Annotated in this window: 13 protein-coding genes; 7 read left to right on the forward strand and 6 right to left on the reverse strand. The window is 60.4% G+C overall.

Going from position 1 to position 16,373, the window contains the following annotated elements; all coding sequences use genetic code 11:
- Nucleotides 1-337: 337 nt before the first annotated feature.
- On the reverse strand, nucleotides 338-1,078 hold the full coding sequence (locus BKX96_RS23240; protein WP_046816171.1) for a phosphoadenylyl-sulfate reductase: 741 nt from the start codon (nucleotides 1,076-1,078) through the stop codon (nucleotides 338-340).
- Nucleotides 1,079-1,241: 163 nt separating this feature from the next.
- Between BKX96_RS23240 and thrH the strand changes: the two genes are divergently transcribed.
- The gene (gene thrH / locus BKX96_RS23245; protein ID WP_077185569.1) at nucleotides 1,242-1,859 is read left to right on the forward strand and encodes a bifunctional phosphoserine phosphatase/homoserine phosphotransferase ThrH; all 618 of its coding nucleotides are present in this window, start codon (nucleotides 1,242-1,244) and stop codon (nucleotides 1,857-1,859) included.
- Nucleotides 1,860-1,943: 84 nt separating this feature from the next.
- Here thrH and pabB read toward each other — a convergent pair whose 3' ends face one another.
- The 4 genes from pabB to rloA form a co-directional block, all read right to left on the reverse strand.
- Nucleotides 1,944-3,281, reverse strand: a complete 1,338-nt coding sequence (gene pabB, locus BKX96_RS23250; protein WP_046816173.1) for an aminodeoxychorismate synthase component I — start codon at nucleotides 3,279-3,281, stop codon at nucleotides 1,944-1,946.
- A gap of 189 nt (nucleotides 3,282-3,470) precedes the next feature.
- On the reverse strand, nucleotides 3,471-4,457 hold the full coding sequence (locus tag BKX96_RS23255; protein WP_077185570.1) for an alpha-L-glutamate ligase-like protein: 987 nt from the start codon (nucleotides 4,455-4,457) through the stop codon (nucleotides 3,471-3,473).
- Nucleotides 4,457-5,992: an osmotic stress tolerance membrane protein RloB gene (rloB, locus tag BKX96_RS23260; protein ID WP_046816175.1), complete on the reverse strand. Its 1,536-nt coding sequence runs from the start codon at nucleotides 5,990-5,992 to the stop codon at nucleotides 4,457-4,459. The genes BKX96_RS23255 and rloB overlap by 1 nt, the downstream gene beginning before the upstream one ends.
- Nucleotides 5,993-5,997: 5 nt before the next feature.
- On the reverse strand, nucleotides 5,998-6,534 hold the full coding sequence (gene rloA, locus BKX96_RS23265; RefSeq protein WP_046816176.1) for a retropepsin-like aspartic peptidase RloA: 537 nt from the start codon (nucleotides 6,532-6,534) through the stop codon (nucleotides 5,998-6,000).
- Nucleotides 6,535-6,837: 303 nt separating this feature from the next.
- On the opposite strand from rloA, the gene BKX96_RS23270 reads away from it, so the two are divergent.
- The 6 genes from BKX96_RS23270 to prpD all read left to right on the forward strand — a co-directional run bounded on the left by BKX96_RS23270 (nucleotide 6,838) and on the right by prpD (nucleotide 15,268).
- Nucleotides 6,838-7,554: a GntR family transcriptional regulator gene (locus tag BKX96_RS23270; protein WP_178134434.1), complete on the forward strand. Its 717-nt coding sequence runs from the start codon at nucleotides 6,838-6,840 to the stop codon at nucleotides 7,552-7,554.
- Nucleotides 7,551-8,441: a methylisocitrate lyase gene (gene prpB / locus BKX96_RS23275; protein WP_046816178.1), complete on the forward strand. Its 891-nt coding sequence runs from the start codon at nucleotides 7,551-7,553 to the stop codon at nucleotides 8,439-8,441. Before BKX96_RS23270 ends, prpB begins: the two co-directional genes overlap by 4 nt.
- A 42-nt stretch (nucleotides 8,442-8,483) precedes the next feature.
- The gene (prpC, locus tag BKX96_RS23280; RefSeq protein WP_046816179.1) at nucleotides 8,484-9,611 is read left to right on the forward strand and encodes a bifunctional 2-methylcitrate synthase/citrate synthase; all 1,128 of its coding nucleotides are present in this window, start codon (nucleotides 8,484-8,486) and stop codon (nucleotides 9,609-9,611) included.
- A 204-nt stretch (nucleotides 9,612-9,815) separates the two neighbouring features.
- Nucleotides 9,816-12,410 carry a Fe/S-dependent 2-methylisocitrate dehydratase AcnD gene (gene acnD, locus BKX96_RS23285; protein WP_046816180.1) on the forward strand — a complete coding sequence of 865 codons (2,595 nt, stop codon included), beginning with the start codon at nucleotides 9,816-9,818 and terminating at the stop codon, nucleotides 12,408-12,410.
- 67 nt (nucleotides 12,411-12,477) lie between these two features.
- Entirely contained in the window at nucleotides 12,478-13,668 is a 1,191-nt protein-coding gene (gene prpF, locus BKX96_RS23290) for a 2-methylaconitate cis-trans isomerase PrpF (RefSeq protein WP_077185571.1), read from the forward strand.
- A gap of 115 nt (nucleotides 13,669-13,783) precedes the next feature.
- Nucleotides 13,784-15,268, forward strand: a complete 1,485-nt coding sequence (gene prpD, locus BKX96_RS23295) for a 2-methylcitrate dehydratase (RefSeq protein WP_077185572.1) — start codon at nucleotides 13,784-13,786, stop codon at nucleotides 15,266-15,268.
- Between the two features lie 115 nt (nucleotides 15,269-15,383).
- Here the strand turns inward: prpD and ppsR are convergent, their stop codons facing one another.
- Nucleotides 15,384-16,202, reverse strand: a complete 819-nt coding sequence (gene ppsR / locus BKX96_RS23300) for a posphoenolpyruvate synthetase regulatory kinase/phosphorylase PpsR (protein ID WP_008048584.1) — start codon at nucleotides 16,200-16,202, stop codon at nucleotides 15,384-15,386.
- Nucleotides 16,203-16,373: the final 171 nt, after the last annotated feature.

The following is a 16,373-nucleotide window of genomic DNA, read 5'->3' on the forward strand; positions in this document are numbered from 1 at the left end:
TTTATTGTATACAAAACATGTATGCACTTAAGCGAGATGCGTGCCAGTCGGGAGATATATGAAATGCGCTGCTCATTTCGTTTTGTTATGGATTTCCGCCAAGTGATTGAAAAATCGGAAATATAAATTGACCGTTTGAACAGGTATTTATTTTTCAGCGGGATTGTTGGGTTTGATCGACTGGGGAAGTCAGGAAAGGAGGATGTAACTTTTTGGGGCGTGTAAATTAAAAGTGCACACATAAATGGCACCTATGGTGACATTCCTGTGTACACATTTATCGGCTCGGTCACGAATCCTGAGCAAGCTTGCTCCTACAGGGGGATTTGCAGAGAGATCAGGCTTTGGACTTGCTGATGATATTGCCGGCATGCAACCCGCATTCTTTCTGCGTGGCTTCTTCCCACCACCAGCGACCTTCACGCTCGTGCTGGTTCGGTAGCACCGGGCGGGTGCACGGCTCGCATCCGATGCTGATGAACCCGCGTTCGTGCAGGCTGTTGTACGGCAGTTCGAGCATACGGATATAGCCCCAGATTTCCTCGCTGGTCATTTGTGCCAGGGGGTTGAACTTGTACAGGGTGCGTTCCGGGGTGGAGAACGCGGTATCGACTTCCATCACGGCTACGGCGCTGCGCGTGCCGGGGCTCTGGTCGCGGCGCTGGCCGGTAGCCCAGGCCTTCACGCCAGACAGCTTGCGACGCAGCGGCTCGATCTTGCGGATGCCGCAGCATTCGCCATGACCGTCCTTGTAGAAACTGAACAGGCCTTTTTCCTTCACGAACGGTTCCAGCTTGGTGTAGTCCGGCGACACCAATTCGATATCGATCTTGTAGTGTTCGCGCACCTGATCGATGAAGCGATAGGTCTCGGGATGCAAGCGGCCGGTGTCGAGGCTGAATACCTTGACGTTTTTGTTCAGCTTCCAGGCCATGTCCACCAGCACCACGTCTTCGGCGCCGCTGAAAGATATCCACAGTTCATCGCCAAACTCGGCAAACGCGAGTTTGAGAATGTCCTGGGCAGATTTGTTGGCATAGGTCGTGGCGAGTTCCACGACGTCGAACGTTGGGCTCATCAGGGCGGCTTCCTACAGGTCGGTGGCGCTTGGCGCTCTATATGGGGCCGATGGTAACAAAAAGCTGCAGGGGCCGGGGCGTCCTCTGCGTTGCGCGGTGGTGGAGTTGTCGCTAGAGTTCGGGCTCGCTCGACTCAATGAACAATACCAATGGGAGTGTCTTGTGGAAATTGCCTGTCTGGATCTTGAAGGTGTGCTGGTCCCGGAAATATGGATCGCCTTCGCGGAAAAAACCGGGATCGAATCCCTCAGGGCCACCACTCGGGACATTCCCGACTATGACGTGCTGATGAAGCAACGCTTGCGGATTCTCGACGAACACGACCTGAAGCTTGCCGACATCCAGGAAGTGATCGCGACCCTCAAGCCGCTGGACGGTGCCGTCGAGTTCGTCGACTGGCTGCGCGAGCGCTTCCAGGTGGTGATCCTGTCGGACACCTTCTACGAGTTTTCCCAGCCGCTGATGCGTCAGCTGGGCTTCCCGACCTTGCTTTGCCATCGTCTGGTCACTGACGACAGCGGGCGCGTCACGGGCTATCAGTTACGCCAGAAAGATCCCAAGCGCCAGTCGGTGTTGTCCTTCAAGAGCCTCTACTACCGGGTAATCGCGGCGGGGGATTCCTATAACGACACCACGATGCTGGGTGAGGCGGATGCCGGGATTCTGTTCCATGCGCCGGATAACGTGATCGCCGAATTCCCGCAGTTTCCGGCGGTGCATACGTTTGAAGAGCTGAAGCAGGAATTCATCAAGGCTTCCAACCGTACCTTGAGTCTGTAGTCGTCTGAACTGACTCCTTCGCCGGCAAGCCGGCTCCTACAGGAGCATCACGATCCCTGCAGGAGCCGGCTTGCCGGCGAAGCTTTAAAGGCCTTGCAGGGTATCGAGCAGCACCTTCACCTTGGTAATCGATTCCTGATACTCGGCCTGCCACTCGGAGTCCGCGACGATTCCACCGCCGCCCCAGCAACACACCTGTCCATCCTTGACCAGCAAGCTGCGGATGGCGATGGAGCTATCCATCTCGCCGCGCACGTCCAGATACAGCAATGAACCGCAATACAGGCCGCGTCGGGTGGGTTCCAGCTCGTCGATGATCTGCATCGAGCGAATTTTCGGTGCGCCGGTAATCGAGCCGCCCGGGAAGCTGCCGGCGATCAGGTCGAGCGCATCCCGATCATCCGCCAGTTCGCCGGTCACGCTACTCACCAGGTGGTGCACATTCGGGTAGCTTTCCAGGCTGAACAACTCAGGCACACGAACCGAGCCGGTGCGGCAGGTGCGGCCGAGGTCGTTGCGCAGCAAGTCGACAATCATCAGGTTTTCCGCGCGGTCCTTGGGGCTGGCCAGCAGTTCAGCTGCGTTCGCCGCGTCTTCGGCAGGCGTGAGGCCTCGTGGGCGCGTGCCTTTGATCGGGCGGGTTTCAACCAGGCGCTCGCTGACTTTGACGAAACGTTCTGGCGACAGACTCAGCACCGCACCGCCGTCGGGCAGGCTCTGGAAGCCGGAAAACGGCGTGGGGCAAGCCAGGCGCAACGCGCAGTATGCTGTCCATGGATCACCCTGGCAGGGCGCGCGGAAGCGTTGGGCGAAGTTGACCTGATAGCAGTCACCGGCCTGGATGTATTGCTGGATGCGCTCGATCGCCTGGCGATATTGTTCAGCGCTCAGGTCGGCATGCATTGGCGCCTGCAAGCTGAATGGCTCAGTCGCGTCCGCGGTCGGCTGGGTGAATAGCTCGATCAAACGCTGACGTTCGCTGTCGGCCAACGTCGGATGGAACACCAGTTGGCTGGTGGCCTGCTGGTGATCGCTGATCAGTGCCCAGGCGTACAGGCCGAACCGCGCATCCGGCAAATGCAGGTCATCCAGGGCTCGGCTCGGCAGGTTTTCCAGGTGGCGGCCGAAGTCGTAGCTCAGGTAGCCGATCAAGCCGCCGGCGAAAGGCAGGTCATGGGCAAGCGTCGCTTCGCCCAGGCGCGCCAGATTATTGCGTAGGCGTTGCAGGAAATCGCTGCCACGTTCGTCAGGCGCGACCGTCAATTCGTCCAGCGGCCAGGCGCTGAGCAGGTCAAAGCGCCCGCGCTCGGCACTGGGCCGGCCGCTGTCGAGCAGCACGGCACCGGGGGCATGACGAATGGCCGCAAAGTAGTCGGCGGGGTTGGCGCGATAGGGCAGCGGGTGTACGGAACAGGTCGGCATGGGCGGGAGAGATCAGCCATGGAGGCGGGGTGGCGATTGTAGTCCTCTCGGGGAATTGCTCCTAGAGGGTATGTCGGGGATTGGCAGGTTGGGTACTTCATTGGCAATTCGGCCGCCATCGCTGGCAAGCCAGCTCCTACAGGGTTGTGGGAGCTGGCCTGCCGGCGATGGCAGCAACGCGGTCTCGGATCAGCCCTCAACCGGCGGAATATGCCCAAACATCTCCTGCACAAACGCCACCCGCTCTTCTACGGTTTCAGTCACACCACGGGCCTTCAGCTCTTCCAGCCGCGCCTCGACGGCATGGGTACGCAACGTCAGCCCGCAATCATTGGCAATCTGGATGTTCAAACCCGGCCGGGCGTTGAGCTCGAGAATCAGCGGGCCTTTCTCCTGGTCCAGCACCATGTCGACACCGATGTAGCCCAGCCCGCATAGCTCGTAGCAGCCCGCGGCGAGCTTCATGAAACCGTCCCAGTAGGGCAGTTGTACGCCATCCACCGCGTTGGTGGTGTCCGGGTGCTTGGCGATGATGTTGTTCAGCCAGGTGCCGCGCAAGGTCAGGCCTGTGGCCAGGTCGACACCGACGCCGATGGCGCCCTGGTGCAGGTTGGCCTTGCCGCCGGACTGGCGGGTGGGCAAGCGCAGCATGGCCATCACCGGGTAGCCCATCAGCACGATGATGCGGATGTCCGGCACGCCCTCATAGCTGATGCTCTTGAAGATCTGGTCCGGAATCACCCGGTATTCGATCAATGCCCGGTCGCGGTGCCCGCCGAGGGAATACAGCCCGGTCAGGATGCTGGAGACATGGTGCTCGATCTCTTCGTGGCTGATGATCTTCCCGGATACTGTGCGATAGCGGCCCTCGAAGCGGTCGGCGATGACAATGATGCCGTCGCCGCCAGCGCCCTGGGCCGGCTTGATCACGAAGTCGTTGCGCTCGCCGATGATCTCGTCGAGCTTGTCGATTTCCTTCTCGGTGGAGATCACGCCATACAGTTGCGGCACATGGATGCCGGCGGCAATCGCGCGTTCCTTGGTGATGATCTTGTCATCGACGATCGGATACAGGCTGCGCTTGTTGTACTTGAGCACATAGTCTGCGTTGCGCCGGTTGATGCCCATGATGCCCCGGGCTTCCAGGGCTTTCCAGGTCTTCCAGAAGCCGAACATCAAGCGTCAGCCTTCTTCAGGAAGGCTTTGAAACGTACCAGTTCGGTCAGGCGGTAGCCGCGATAACGACCCATGGCCAGCATGAAGCCCACCAGGATCAGCAGGATCGCCGGGAAGGTGAACACGAAGTAAACCAGTTCCGGAACGCTCATGATCAGGTGCGCGAGGGAGGCCGCGAACAAGGTGCCGATCGCCACTTTCATGGCATGGCTGGCGCCGCGTTCTTCCCAGGTGATCGACAGGCGTTCGATGGTCATGGTCAGGATCACCATCGGGAACAGCGCCACCGACAGTCCGCGTTCCAGGCCGAGCTTGTGGCTGAACAGGCTGATGGCCGCGATCAGCACCACCACGAACGTCAGCACCACCGACAGCCTCGGCAGCATTTGCAGCTTCAGGTGTTCAAGGTAGGAGCGCAGCGACAGTCCCAGCGCCGTGATGATGGTAAACAGCACGATCCCGAAGCCGAGCTGGGTCTCGCGGAAAGCCAGGGCGATCAGCACCGGGGTAAAGGTACCGAGGGTCTGCAGGCCGATCAGGTTGCGCAGGATCAGGATCACCAGCACGCCGATCGGGATCATTACCATGATCATGAAGGTCTGCTGGGTTTGCAGCGGCAGGCCGTACAGCGAGTATTCGAGGAAGTTGGCGTCGGTGTTCTCGTCGGTCAGCTTGGCCAGGCGAATGGCGTTCATCTCGCTGTTGTTCATGCTGAAGGTCACAGTGGCCTTCTTGCCGCCATCGACGGTGATCAGGTTTTCGTCGCCGGTCCACCACAACAGGCGGTCGGTGGGCAGGCCCTGTTCGCCGGTTTCCGGGTTGAAGTACAGCCAGTCGGTGCCGTTGAAGCTGCGCAGCCAGAGTTCCGGGGTTTGCGGCTGGTCAGCCACCAGGCGAATGGTGTGGACTTTTTCCACCGGGACGTGGGCGATGGACAACAGCAGCTCGACGATCTTCGCCTTGTGGGCCGGTGTCGGGTCACCGGCCAGAAGCATCTTGGCATTGTCGTCGTTGCTGTTGTTGACCCGCTTGATCGCTTCGCTGATGAACGTCTCGACGTCGGCCGAGTGCTGGCGAATTGGTGCCAACAGCGCTTCGGCGGCGAGTTTCTCGGGGCCTTCGACGGCAATGCTGTCGCGGAAGGTCGGGCCCTTGATCTTGGCTTTTTCCGCGGTGTAGCGCTTGGTCAGCACCAGGCGGTAATAAAGAGTCTGGTTGCCTTTGGCCCGGCGTGCCGACCAGGTGACCTTGCGGTTGCCGTCGACACGGTTGACGGCCACGCCGTAGTTGTTGGAGATGAAACTTTCGTTGAGGCTCACGTAATCGCGGCTCAGCGGTGGCACGAACATCTGGATCTTGACCGGGTCCTTGGCACTGGCGACGAACTCGACCTTGGCGTCGATGTTCCACAAGTCGTCGGTGGCGTCTTCCGTCACGGGAATGCCGAGTACGAAGATCTGGTAGGCCGTGACTGAAATGCCCAACACCACCAGGATGGCGATCAGCATTTTCAGATGAAGGGTAAGAGAGCGCATTTGAATTACTCGGCGGTATGAGCGTCGGTGGCGCAGGCGGGTTTGCCGGCAGCGTATTTAAGACTGGGGTCGACCAGCGCATCGAAGCGTTTGAGTGCTTCGGAGCCGATCAGGAGCGGGTATTGGAACGCGCTACGGTCGGTCAGGTTCACTTCGATGCTGCGTAAAGCCGAACCCATGCAGATATCCAGCTCGATCACCGGACGGGCGGTGTACTTCTTGCCTTCTTCGGGATCGTAGTCACCGGCCCGGCGCTTGATCTTGCTGACACGGGCCAGCGGTCGTTCGATCGGGTGCGAATGGGCCGCGTCGATGGCCAGGTAGAAGCGCACCCAGGACTCGCCATTGCGTTTGAATCGCTTGATGTCGCGAGCACTCAGGGACGCGGTTTTCGCGCCGGTATCGAGTTTGGCGGCGACTTCGAGGTCGATGCCACCCAGCGATGCGTATTCATTGAGGCCATATACGGTCTTTTCCCCCGCCACGGCAAAACCGGGCAGGCAAAGACAATAAAGGAGTGTGGAGAAGGGCTTGAGTCTCATAAATCCTGGTGCGCAGCGGTGCGTATTTCGGTTCAAGGCCCTGGCATCGCTGCGCAAGCTCCCTCGTAGGCCTATCAGCAACTTATGACAAGCCGTGCAGATGTGACAGACAAATGCGGCCGGCATTCTAGCACGGTGGGTTGATGGCGCCACCGCTGGCGGGCAGCTATAACCAGAGGGTCGTGCGTGGTTATGGTGCGGGCGGTTATTAGACGATTGTCGACAATATCTAATTATCCTTTGACTGGCGCGCCTGTTTTGGTTAGTTTTTGCGGCACTGGCTTTCAAGGTGTCGACAATATGTTGGATCAACTGGATCCCCCGCTCATCGTTCAGGATGACTCGGAAACACTTTCCGAGAACGTCTTCCGGCGCATTCAGGCGGCCATCGTCAAGGGTGATATCGCTCCGGGCAGCAAGATCTCCGAGCCGGAGCTGGCCCGGACCTATGGCATCAGTCGTGGCCCGCTGCGCGAGGCCATCCACCGTCTGGAAGGCCAGCGTCTGCTGGTGCGCGTGCCGCACGTCGGGGCGCGGGTGGTGTCGCTCAATCATGCCGAGTTGATCGAGCTCTACGAAATCCGCGAATCCCTTGAAGGCATGGCCTGTCGCCTGGCCGCCGAGCGCATGAGCGTCGAAGAGATTGACGAACTGCGCCGCGTCCTCGAAACCCACGAGCGCGACGAGGCCTTCCAGGCCGGTCGCGGTTACTACCAACAGGAAGGCGATTTCGACTTCCACTACCGGATTATCCAGGGCAGCGGTAACCGCACCCTGACGCAAATGCTCTGCGGCGAGCTGTATCAACTGGTGCGCATGTACCGCATCCAGTTTTCCACCACGCCCAATCGGCCACACCAGGCCTTTGCCGAGCACCACCGAATTCTCGATGCCATCGCCGACCGTGACGGTGAACTGGCCGAGTTGTTGATGCGCCGTCACATCGGCGCCTCCAAACGCAACATCGCCCGTCATTATCAGGACGGCGCCAACCCGACAGCCAAACGAGGTGAGTCATGAGTTTGAACAAGAGCACTCCAGGCCAGCGTTTCCGCGATGCGGTCGCCAGCGAGCATCCATTGCAAGTGGTCGGCGCGATCAACGCCAACCACGCGCTGCTGGCCAAGCGCGCCGGTTTCAAGGCGATCTACCTGTCGGGTGGCGGGGTGGCTGCCGGCTCCCTCGGCCTGCCGGACCTGGGCATCACCGGCCTGGATGACGTGCTGACCGACGTGCGCCGCATCACCGACGTCTGCGACCTGCCGCTGCTGGTGGACGTGGACACCGGTTTCGGTTCCTCGGCCTTCAACGTAGCCCGTACCGTGAAGTCAATGATCAAGTTCGGCGCCGCGGCGATTCACATCGAGGACCAGGTCGGCGCCAAGCGTTGCGGCCACCGTCCTAATAAAGAGATCGTGACCCAGCAGGAAATGGTCGATCGCATCAAGGCTGCAGTCGATGCCCGTACCGACGACAGCTTCGTGATCATGGCCCGTACCGACGCCCTGGCGGTGGAAGGCCTGGAATCTGCCCTGGATCGCGCTGCTGCCTGCATCGAAGCTGGCGCCGACATGATTTTCCCGGAAGCCATCACTGAGCTTGAGATGTACAAGCTGTTCGCCAGCCGTGTGAAAGCGCCGATCCTGGCCAACATCACCGAATTCGGCGCGACGCCGCTGTACACCACCGAACAACTCGCGGCTGTCGATGTGTCGCTGGTGCTGTACCCGCTGTCGGCCTTCCGCGCCATGAACAAGGCCGCAGAAAACGTCTACACCGCGCTGCGCCGCGATGGCACGCAGGCGAATGTCATCGACACCATGCAGACCCGCATGGAGCTTTACGATCGCATCGACTACCACACCTTCGAGCAGAAGCTCGATGCGTTGTTCGCCGCGAAAAAGTAAGTCGATTAACTCCCTAATAAATTCAAGAAATTGGAGGCAGAAATGGCCGAAGCAAAAGTACTCAGTGGCGCCGGGCTCCGTGGCCAGGTAGCCGGGCAAACCGCACTGTCCACCGTGGGGCAGTCGGGTGCCGGTCTGACCTATCGTGGTTATGACGTACGTGAACTGGCGGCTGACGCGCAGTTCGAAGAGGTCGCTTACCTGCTGCTGTACGGCGAACTGCCGAGCAAGGCGCAACTGAGCGCCTACATCGCCAAGCTGAGCAAGCTGCGTGACCTGCCGCAAGCGCTCAAGGAAGTGCTGGAACGCATCCCCGCCGACGCCCACCCGATGGATGTGATGCGCACGGGCTGCTCGTTCCTGGGCAACCTGGAACCGGAAAACGACTTCTCCGAGCAGCACGACAAGACTGACCGCCTGCTGGCTGCTTTCCCGGCGATCATGACCTACTGGTACCGCTTCAGCCACGAAGGCAAGCGCATCGAGTGCGTCAGCGACGAGCAGTCCATTGGTGGTCACTTCCTGCACCTGCTGCACGGCAAGAAGCCGAGCGAGTTGCACGTCAAGGTGATGAACGTTTCGCTGATCCTCTACGCGGAGCACGAATTCAACGCCTCGACCTTCACCGCCCGTGTGTGCGCGTCGACCCTGTCCGACCTGTATTCGTGCATCACTGCGGCCATCGGCTCGCTGCGTGGCCCGCTGCACGGCGGCGCCAACGAAGCGGCGATGGAAATGATCGAGCGCTTCTCGTCGCCTGAAGAGGCGGTCGAGGGCACCCTCGGCATGCTGGCGCGCAAGGACAAGATCATGGGCTTCGGCCACGCGATCTATAAGGACAACGATCCGCGCAACGAGGTGATCAAGGGCTGGTCGAAAAAACTGGCCGACGAAGTGGGCGACAAGGTGTTGTTCCCGGTATCCGAAGCCATCGACGCCACCATGTGGGAACAGAAGAAGCTGTTCCCGAACGCCGACTTCTACCATGCCTCGGCGTACCACTTCATGGGCATTCCGACCAAGTTGTTCACACCGATCTTCGTCTGCTCGCGCCTGACTGGCTGGGCGGCCCACGTGTACGAACAACGTGCCAACAACCGCATCATCCGCCCGAGCGCCGAGTACACCGGCGTCGAACAGCGCAAGTTCGTGCCAATCGAACAACGCTGAATGGTGGGAATGCCTGCACAGGTCACTGAATGAACCGGTGACCCTGTAGGAGCTGGCTTGCCAGCGAAGGCGGTTTGTCATTCAACATCGTTGTTGCCTGACCCACCGCATTCGCCGGCAAGCCGGCTCCTACAGAGGTCCGCGTTCAATTCAGGAGCCATGCCAGGCCCCGCCTTTTGAAACTACCGTGACCGAGTCCCGACGATGAACACAGAATTCCGTAAATCGCTTCCCGGCAGCCACCTGGATTACTTCGACGTCCGCGCGGCGGTCGAGGCCATCCAGCCCGGCGCCTATGACACCCTGCCGTACACCTCCCGCGTGCTGGCGGAAAACCTGGTGCGTCGCTGCGACCCGGCCACGCTGACCGAATCCCTGAAGCAATTCATCGAGCGCAAGCGCGACCTCGACTTCCCGTGGTTCCCGGCTCGTGTGGTGTGCCACGACATTCTTGGCCAGACCGCGCTGGTCGACCTCGCCGGCCTGCGTGACGCCATCGCCCAACAGGGTGGCGACCCTGCGCAAGTGAACCCGGTGGTGCCGACGCAACTGATCGTCGACCACTCCCTGGCCGTCGAGCGCGGTGGTTTCGATCCGGAGGCGTTCGAGAAGAACCGCGCCATCGAAGACCGTCGCAACGAAGACCGTTTCCACTTCATCAACTGGACCAAGAAGGCGTTCAAGAACGTCGACGTGATCCCGCCAGGCAACGGCATCATGCACCAGATCAACCTGGAGAAAATGTCTCCGGTGATCCAGGTACGTGACGGCGTGGCATTCCCTGACACCTGTGTCGGCACCGACAGCCACACCCCGCACGTCGATGCGCTGGGCGTGATCGCCATTGGTGTCGGTGGCCTGGAAGCCGAGAGCGTGATGCTGGGCCGTGCCTCCTGGATGCGCCTGCCGGAAAGCGTCGGCGTTGAACTGACTGGCAAACTGCAACCGGGCATCACCGCCACCGACATGGTGCTGGCGCTGACCGAGTTCCTGCGCAAGCAGAAAGTGGTCGGTGCATGGCTGGAGTTCTTCGGCGAAGGCGCCGCGGCGCTGACCCTGGGTGACCGCGCGACCATTTCCAACATGGCTCCGGAATACGGTGCCACCGCGGCGATGTTCTACATCGACCAGCAGACCATCGACTACCTCAAGCTCACCGGTCGTGAAGACGAGCAGGTGCAACTGGTCGAGAACTATGCCAAGACCACCGGTCTGTGGGCAGACAGCCTCAAGGGCGCGCAATACGAGCGCGGCCTGACCTTCGATCTGTCTTCGGTCGTGCGCAACATGGCCGGCCCGAGCAACCCGCACGCCCGTGTGGCCGTATCGGACCTGGCTGCCAAAGGCATCTCCGGGCAGTGGGACGATGTGCCGGGGCAAATGCCCGACGGCGCGGTGATCATCGCCGCCATCACCAGCTGCACCAACACCAGTAACCCGCGCAACGTGATCGCCGCCGGCCTGCTGGCGCGCAATGCCAACAAGCTCGGCCTGACCCGCAAGCCTTGGGTCAAATCGTCCCTGGCACCGGGCTCGAAAACCGTCGCCCTGTACCTCGACGAAGCCGGCCTGACCGATGAGCTGGAACAGCTCGGTTTCGGCGTAGTAGCCTTCGCCTGCACTACCTGCAACGGCATGTCCGGCGCGCTCGATCCGGTGATCCAGCAAGAGATCATCGACCGCGACCTGTACGCCACTGCCGTGTTGTCCGGCAACCGTAACTTCGACGGCCGGATTCACCCGTACGCCAAACAAGCGTTCCTCGCTTCGCCGCCGCTGGTCGTCGCTTACGCGATCGCCGGTACCATCCGTTTCGATATCGAGAAGGATGTGCTGGGCGTGGTTGATGGCAAGGAAATCCGCCTGAAAGACATCTGGCCGAGCGACGAAGAAATCGACGCCGTGGTGAAAGCCTCGGTGAAGCCGGAGCAGTTCCGCCAGGTCTACATCCCGATGTTTGCCATCCACGAAGACACTGGCCCGAAAGTCGCGCCGCTGTACGACTGGCGCGAGAAGAGCACCTACATCCGCCGTCCGCCGTACTGGGAAGGCGCACTGGCCGGCGCGCGTCCGCTCAAGGGCATGCGCCCGCTGGCAGTACTGCCGGACAACATCACCACCGACCACCTGTCGCCATCCAACGCGATCATGCTCGACAGCGCCGCCGGCGAATACCTGGCGAAAATGGGCCTGCCGGAAGAGGACTTCAACTCCTACGCGACGCACCGGGGTGACCATCTGACCGCGCAGCGCGCAACCTTCGCCAACCCGAAACTGTTCAACGAAATGGTCCAGGAAAACGGCAAGGTCAAGCAGGGCTCCCTGGCCCGCGTCGAGCCGGAAGGCAAAGTGATGCGCATGTGGGAAGCGATCGAAACCTACATGGATCGCAAGCAGCCGCTGATCATTATCGCCGGTGCCGACTACGGTCAGGGTTCGTCCCGCGACTGGGCGGCCAAGGGCGTGCGCCTGGCGGGTGTCGAAGCGATTGCCGCCGAAGGTTTCGAGCGTATCCACCGCACCAACCTGGTGGGCATGGGCGTGTTGCCGCTGGAGTTCAAGCCGGGCACCAACCGTCATACCCTGGCCATCGACGGCAGCGAAACCTACGACGTGATCGGCGACCGCACCCCACGTGCCGAGCTGACGCTGGTGATCCATCGCAAGAACGGCGAGCGCGTCGATGTGCCGGTGACCTGCCGCCTGGACACCGCTGAAGAAGTGTCGATCTACGAGGCTGGCGGCGTGTTGCAACGCTTCGCCCAGGACTTCCTCGAAGAATCGGCGGTCGCCGTTTAACACTTGCTGCGCCGACACGGGACTTTGAGTCCCGTGTCTGTTTTCTAGCTAAGGAGTAAGCAACACCATGGCTCATGCACCGCAAATCAAAATTCCCGCTACTTACATGCGCGGCGGTACCAGCAAAGGCGTGTTCTTCAGCCTCAAGGATCTGCCGGAGTCGGCCCAGGTTCCAGGCCCGGCCCGCGATGCGCTGCTGTTGCGCGTGATCGGCAGCCCCGACCCGTACGACAAGCAGATCGACGGCATGGGCGGCGCGACGTCCAGCACCAGCAAAACCGTGATCCTGTCGAAAAGCGTCAAGGCCGATCATGACGTCGATTACCTCTTCGGCCAGGTGTCGATCGACAAACCGTTCGTCGACTGGAGCGGCAACTGCGGCAACCTGACCGCAGCGGTCGGTTCGTTCGCCATCAGCAACGGCCTGGTGGACGCCAGCCGCATCCCGCACAACGGCATTGCCGTGGTGCGCGTGTGGCAGGCCAACATCGGCAAGACCATCATCGCCCACGTGCCGATCACCAACGGTGAAGTGCAGGAAACCGGCGATTTCGAACTCGACGGCGTGACCTTCCCGGCGGCGGAAGTGCAGGTCGAATTCCTCGACCCGGCCGCGGAAGAAGAGGGCGGTGGCGGTTCGATGTTCCCGACCGGCAACCTGGTCGATGATTTGGAAGTGCCTGGCGTCGGGACCCTCAAGGCAACCATGATCAACGCCGGTATCCCGACGATTTTCGTCAACGCCGAAGACATCGGCTACAAGGGCACCGAGCTGCAAGGTGCGATCAACGGCGATCCGAAAGCATTGCTGATGTTTGAAACCATCCGCGCCTATGGCGCACTGCGCATGGGCCTGATTTCCAACGTCGACGAAGCGGCCAAGCGCCAGCACACGCCGAAAGTGGCGTTCGTGGCCAAGCCGGCGGAGTACGTGTCTTCCAGCGGCAAGACGGTTGCAGCGGGCGATGTCGACCTGCTGGTACGTGCACTGTCCATGGGCAAGCTGCACCACGCGATGATGGGCACCGCGGCGGTCGCCATCGGCACCGCGGCAGCGATTTCCGGCACCTTGGTCAACCTTGCGGCGGGCGGTGTCGAACGCAATGCAGTGCGTTTCGGCCATCCGTCGGGCACCTTGCGCGTTGGCGCCGAAGCCAGCCAGGTCAACGGCGAATGGACCGTGAACAAGGCCATCATGAGCCGCAGTGCGCGGGTGTTGATGGAAGGTTACGTCCGGGTGCCAGGCGATTCGTTCTAACGACGCACCCCCTGCAGGAGCTGGCTTGCCAGCGAAGAGGCCGTCAAATTCAACATCATTGTTATCTGTGACACCGCTTTCGCTGGCAAGCCAGCTCCTACAAGGTGAATCGAACATGAGCGCCAACGTTGACCTCAACAACCGCCCCGACTACGACCAGGTCCTGCAGGACATTGCCGATTACGTCCTGAGCTACAAGATCGAGTCCCGGGAAGCCCTCGATACCGCCCGCAACTGCCTGATGGACACCCTCGGCTGCGGCCTGCTGGCCCTGCGATTCCCGGAATGTACCAAGCACCTGGGGCCCATGGTCGAAGGCACCGTCGTCCCGTTCGGCGCCCGCGTGCCCGGCACCAGCTATCGGCTGGATCCAGTCAAGGCGGCCTGGGACATCGGCTGTATCGTGCGCTGGCTCGACTACAACGACACCTGGCTTGCGGCCGAATGGGGCCATCCGTCGGATAACCTTGGTGGCATTCTCGCGGTGGCTGACCACCTGTCGCAAAAGCGTTCGGCCAACGGCGAAGCGCCGTTGACCCTTCGCACGGTGCTTGAAGCGATGATCATGGCCCATGAGATCCAGGGTGTGATCGCGTTGGAAAACTCGTTCAACCGTGTCGGCCTCGATCACGTCATCCTGGTTAAAGTCGCCTCCACGGCAGTCACCGCCAAACTCATGGGCGCCAATCGCGAGCAGTTGCTCTCGGCCTTGTCCCATGCGTTCGCTGATGGCCAGGCCTTGCGCACCTATCGCCACGCGCCAAATGCCGGCTCGCGCAAATCCTGGGCGGCGGGCGATGCGTCCAGTCGAGGTGTGCGCCTGGCAGACATCGCCCTGCGCGGCGAGATGGGCATTCCGGGTGTGTTGAGTGCCAGGCAGTGGGGCTTTTACGACGTACTGTTCAGCCACACCAACAGCGATCTGGCACTCAAGCCCGAGGATAAACGGACATTCAGTTTTTCCCGACCGTACGGCAGCTATGTGATGGAAAACGTGCTGTTCAAGATCAGTTTTCCTGCCGAGTTCCACGCGCAAACGGCCTGTGAAGCAGCGGTCACCTTGCACCCGCAGGTGCGTAATCGCCTGCATGAGATCGACCGGATCGTCATCACCACACAGCAATCGGCGATCCGCATCATTTCCAAGGTTGGCCCGTTGGCCAACGCCGCTGACCGCGATCACTGTATCCAGTACATGACCGCTGTGCCGCTGGCTTTCGGCAATCTGGTGGCCGAGCACTACGAAGATGATTTTCACAAGGCGCATCCGATCATCGATGTGCTGCGCAACAAGATGACCGTTGTCGAAGATCCGCGTTTCACCCGCGAATACCTGGAAGCCGACAAACGCTCGATCGCCAATGCGATCCAGGTGTTTTTCAAGGATGGGTCGAGCACCGAAAACGTGGTGGTGGAATATCCGATTGGTCATCGTCGGCGTCGTGCCGAGGGCATTCCATTGTTGGAGGACAAGTTCAGGGCGAACTTGCTGACACGATTCACCCGTCAGCGTAGCGAGGAGATTTTTGCGTTGTGCAAGGATCAGGTAGCGCTTGAAGCGACGCCTGTTAATCGGTTTGTAGATTTGTTTGTGATCTAGGAGACCGCGTAATCGTTCTTCGCGAGCAAGCCCGCTCCCACAGATCTTGCGATCACTGGAGATCCAGTGTGGGAGCGGGCTTGCTCGCGAAGGCGGTGGGACAGGCGCTATAAAACTACTTGAAACGCCGCTCGACGCCTTTTTCCACCAAGATTTTCGCGGAAATCTCTTCCACGGAAAAATGCGTGGAGTTGATGTTCGGAATGTTCTCGCGGCGGAACAGGTTTTCCACCTCGCGCACTTCGAACTCGCACTGGGCGTAGCTCGAGTAGCGGCTGTTGGGCTTGCGCTCGTTGCGGATCGCGGTGAGGCGGTCCGGGTCGATGGTCAAGCCGAACAGCTTGTGCTGGTGGGCACGCAGGGCGCTTGGCAGTTGCAGGCGCTCCATGTCGTCTTCGGTCAGCGGGTAGTTGGCCGCGCGAATGCCGAATTGCATGGCCATGTACAGGCAGGTCGGGGTCTTGCCGCAGCGCGAGACGCCCACCAGGATCAGGTCGGCCTTGTCGTAATAGTGCGTGCGGGCACCGTCGTCGTTGTCGAGGGCGAAGTTCACCGCCTCGATACGCTCCATGTAATTGGTGTTGGCCCCGATGGAGTGGGATTTGCCCACGGTATAGGAAGAATGCTCGGTCAGTTCCTGTTCAAGGGGCGCCAGGAAGGTCGAGAAAATGTCGATCATGAAACCATTGGAAGTCGCGAGGATCTCACGAATGTCCTGATTGACGATGGTATCGAAGATAATCGGACGGAAACCGTCGGTTTCGGCGGCTTTGTTGATTTGTTGTACCATGGCCCGCGCTTTGTCCACGTTGTCGATGTACGGCCGCGTGACTTTGCTGAAGGTAATGTTTTCGAACTGCGCCAAAAGGCTTTGGCCGAGGGTTTCGGCGGTAATGCCCGTGCCATCGGAGATAAAGAAAGCAGATCGTTTCATTTGCACCTTGGGCCTTAAGCTAGTAACGAATCTTGGATATGATAGGCGCGATTTGCCGGCCGCCAATGGCCCGCATTCTCACTTATTTTCCAGGTCCAGGCCATACAACTGGCAAACGCTCCCTTGAGCCGCCGGTTTCTGAGCTTTTCCAACACAGTTAGTGGAGAGATC

This window comes from Pseudomonas putida (assembly GCF_001976065.1).
Taxonomy (GTDB): domain Bacteria; phylum Pseudomonadota; class Gammaproteobacteria; order Pseudomonadales; family Pseudomonadaceae; genus Aquipseudomonas; species Aquipseudomonas serbica.